The 3768-nt window shown below is 29.9% G+C and carries 4 protein-coding genes; all 4 read right to left on the reverse strand.

The window, feature by feature from the left end:
- Nucleotides 1-101: 101 nt before the first annotated feature.
- Nucleotides 102-914 (reverse strand): hypothetical protein, encoded by an 813-nt coding sequence (locus DPIF8902391_RS09205; protein ID WP_172505628.1) that lies wholly within the window; start codon nucleotides 912-914, stop codon nucleotides 102-104.
- Between the two features lie 10 nt (nucleotides 915-924).
- Complete coding sequence (locus tag DPIF8902391_RS09210) at nucleotides 925-1908, reverse strand: hypothetical protein (RefSeq protein ID WP_172505629.1); 984 nt, start codon at nucleotides 1906-1908, stop codon at nucleotides 925-927.
- Between the two features lie 79 nt (nucleotides 1909-1987).
- Entirely contained in the window at nucleotides 1988-2611 is a 624-nt protein-coding gene (locus DPIF8902391_RS09215; RefSeq protein ID WP_172505630.1) for a hypothetical protein, read from the reverse strand.
- A 3-nt stretch (nucleotides 2612-2614) separates the two neighbouring features.
- Complete coding sequence (locus tag DPIF8902391_RS09220; protein WP_172505631.1) at nucleotides 2615-3661, reverse strand: hypothetical protein; 1047 nt, start codon at nucleotides 3659-3661, stop codon at nucleotides 2615-2617.
- Between the last annotated feature and the right edge of the window lie 107 nt (nucleotides 3662-3768).

A 3768-nucleotide genomic window follows, 5' to 3' on the forward strand; every position in this document is an offset into this window, starting at 1 on the left:
TTCAATTTGGTGAACCGCCGTATACGAGACCCGTACGTACGGTGGTGTGAGAGGCGCACTCCGACTATTTTAGTCGGAGCCGTCTACTCGATTGTAAAACGTTATTGCTCTTCATAATGTTTTTTTACGTCAACTAAAATTTTATAAATTACTTTATCATTGCCTTCTTGTCTTCTGCGTTCCCAAAAGGTAATTTTCCAATTTTCTGAAGCGGAATGATTGTAGTTTTTTTCGCCTCGTGCTTCTGCTTCTTTTAAAAATACAGTTCTATCTGGTGCGTTATTTAATATTCTATAACCTTTTAATAAGTTATTTATTGGGTTTTGTAAATGTTCTTTATAAATAGCATCGGTTACATAATTTTGCATTAAAGGTTGGTTTTTTTTGTAAAAAGCAGTGAGCTTTTTTGGGTCTCGTAAGTTATACATAAACCCACTATAAGTAACTAACTTTAGGTAATTACTATTATCTTCTGTGTTGTTTTGAAAATCTTTTATCCTTAAAAAACCGCCTAATACCATATAGCGTAAACCATTATTGATGTATGAACTTGTTATGCTTTTTATTAAAGTTTCTTCGCTTATTTTATCTACAATAAAATAACTGAGTGTTTTAAAACAGTCAATAGCTTCTTCTTTATTGTAATTTGGGTTGGCATTATTTATGCAATTGGCAACTATTATTTTTTGGGTAAGTGGTATGTTGTAATCTATTTTTGTAAGTAAATACTCCTCTTTCTGTAAGTCTATATCAAATTGGTTGATGGGTAATTGTTTATGCTTTAATTGCTCTTTTATGTGTCGCATTAATCTAGATTTACGTTCTGTAATATCATTGCTGCGATACAGGTAATAAGCCGTAGCTAGCATAGCAACACTAGTGATGATGAGTATAATGTGGATTCTTTTTTTCATTTTAGCAGTTTTATTCGTAATGATTTTTTATTTCTAACAATACTTGGTGCACATATTCCATTGTCCCTTCAGTAAAGCGTCTGTCCCAAAAACTGTACGCCCATTGATAGCCGTCCTTAAACTCCTCTGTATTTGGTAAAGCATAAAATTCTGAATCGTCTAAATCATATTTTTCAAAATGTTTTTTGTAAGTATTGGTTTGAGTAACTGTATTATAAGTAGTGAAAAGCTGATCTATAAAAGGTTTACATAAGCCATTGTAGCGTTTTTGAGACATAAAGCTGAAGAAATATTGCTTGCCATTTTCCCAAATATTTTGAAACGTTTCTACATCTCTATCTGTACGCTTTACGTATTTTTGGTAGTAATCAAGCTTGCTTAACTTTTTAAGAGTTTTAGCAGCCTCTATAGCATCCATATCAGAATCGATATTGACATCCAATTTATAATCAGGATATTTTACAGAGCTATTATAATAGTATAATGCCTCATTTAAGTTGTAATAAATTGTATCGTTATTGTTTAGTTTTTCATTATCTAAAGTATGGTCAAACAAGGTGTTTAAACTTATAAACCAAAATTTTTCTGAATCAGGCTTTATAGTATTGTCTAATTCCTGGGTTAAAGTTTCAAGTAATAGATTGTGATTTTGGGTTTCTTTAAAGTATTTCCAATTGCTGTAAAAATGATTAAGGCTGTATAAAATAGTATTTGTTTTATTTTCTGCTAGCTCAAAATGCCCTAAAGTATAACTAGTTTGGTCTGTAGTTTTAATAGGGTTTTTTATATACTCGTATTGCCATAAATTTCGATTTGTATTGAGGTATTCTAATATTTCTTCGCTTACATCTACATCGTGATTTTCTGGTAATTCCCCAATTTGTACCCAGTTGTTATCGTTTTCTGGCAAACTATAATAATTATGAAAATTTTCATCTAATAGGTCAATAACCGCATTAGTTTCATTATCGGATTTTATATCTCTTAATTCCAAATACGTTATATAGTTATTAAACAGTATATAAATACTTATTGCAAAAATTAAAAAGCTGATTAAGTATAGAATTCGTGTTTTATTCATTTGTAAAATCTTTAAATGTTTCTTTAACTTTTACGCCATTTAAGTAGAGTGTTGTGCCGCCAGCGCCTGTACCATAGGAATATTCTGTTGTACTTACCTCTTTAGTCAAAGTATTATAATGTATAGTACCAAAAGCGGTATGCGCAGTGCCAGCTGAATATGAAAAATGGAGCACTAAATTATCATAATCTGTTACCATTGTAATACGATAACCTATATAAAATCCAAACCAAAGTTCGTCATTTTTTCTTTCATAATTAAAAACGGAAAAAGTAGGGGTTTTTGAATTGGTATTATAATAATTAGTTACGTTTTTGGGTATTTCAACCTCTGAATGGTAGTTTTTTATGGTATATAAAAAAGCTTTTGTTTCATCAGAAATTGACTCTGTTTTTTGCGTGATGTAACTTGTTATTTTATTGTCATACGATCTTTTTTCAGCTTTAAGTTGGTCTATTTTTTTTTCAAGCACAGCTTTGTTTTCTTCCCAACCTCGGTTTCTTGCGTTAATTTGCAGCCTAGTTTCATCATCGTAATATTCTTTGCTTCCTATCCAAACACTAATGCCTAAGGCTAAGAGCAAAAAAAGTAGAGCAAAACGTTTTAGGTATTTCATTGGTTATAATATTATTTTTTTTAGGTTTAAATCATACAATGGCATATTCCAATAAGTAGATTTGCCATTAATTACCCGAATGAGATATTCGCCTTTTTCTAGGTTTTTATTATAGGTGGTGTAAAGTTCGCTGTGCTTATTTACGTATTGTTCTATGGTATTAAAGGAGTTGTTTTCTAATATTGAAAACTGAAATTTTTTCTCTACTATTTTTGAATTTATTACTACACTTAGGTTCATTTTTTTTTCTATTTTTATTAAAAAGAAAGTTGCTTCTCCATAATAACCTTTGGTTTTAGAAGAAAAGCTTGATAGCTGGTTAAAGTCAACTGCATTTGCAACAAACTTAGGTTCAAAGAAATGAATCATTCTGTGGTCGTCATTTTTATCATCTTTTTGGTAACTATAAAAACCGCCATTAAATTTGAAACGCAAAACGTGTTGTTTTTCTTTTACATTGATGTAATATTCTAACTCCATAGGAAAAGCGGTGTTGTACCACTCGCTATTATCGGTTTGGTTGCTGTATTCTAAATGTTTTAGGTGGATTTCGTTGGTGTTTATTATTGTTGGGAAAATTCCACTTATTACATAAGTATCATTGCCTCTTTTTTTTAATTCTTTTTCAATTTGTGCTTGAGAGTAGCTTTGATAAGTAAAAAAATGTGTAATGAAATCACCTTTTTTATTGAATACTAAATTTTCGATTCCTATACTTTTTTTGAGACCGAAGTGAACAAAGTTACCTTTTTCTACTCTATAAATAGGTGTTAATTTGTTGATGTTATTTGAACAACCTATACATTCTGTATTATAAAAATTTTTCAAGGTTGGCTCTGTACTCTTCCAAGTTTTTAGTTTTAAAATTTCATTTTCATTTAAAAAATCCGCTATCGTATGGTAGTCAATATCTTCATCGGTAATATTGTTGTGTTGGTAGGTTATTTTATTTAAAATTTCGAAAATTTCTTTTTCTTCTTTCGTTATTTTTGTTGATACACAACCTGCTAACAAAAAGGCGAATAGTATAAGTATATGGGTGTTTTTCATTTTAATGTTTTACAACGATTTATATATGGTTTGTTGCATTTTTGAAGCACTAAATTAAGTAAATAAAAACGGAATAGAAAATCCCCTAAGGATTTTCGTAAGTAGGT

This window comes from Tenacibaculum finnmarkense genomovar ulcerans (genome assembly GCF_900239495.1).
In the GTDB taxonomy this organism is placed as follows: Bacteria; Bacteroidota; Bacteroidia; order Flavobacteriales; family Flavobacteriaceae; genus Polaribacter; species Polaribacter ulcerans.

What these genes read in the sequence shown, in the direction of transcription:
- DPIF8902391_RS09215 (WP_172505630.1), bottom strand. Translation starts at nt 2,611, where the DNA reads ATGAAATACCTAAAACGTTTTGCTCTACTTTTTTTGCTCTTAGCCTTA.
- DPIF8902391_RS09220 (WP_172505631.1), bottom strand. Translation starts at nt 3,661, where the DNA reads ATGAAAAACACCCATATACTTATACTATTCGCCTTTTTGTTAGCAGGT.
- DPIF8902391_RS09205 (WP_172505628.1), bottom strand. Translation starts at nt 914, where the DNA reads ATGAAAAAAAGAATCCACATTATACTCATCATCACTAGTGTTGCTATG.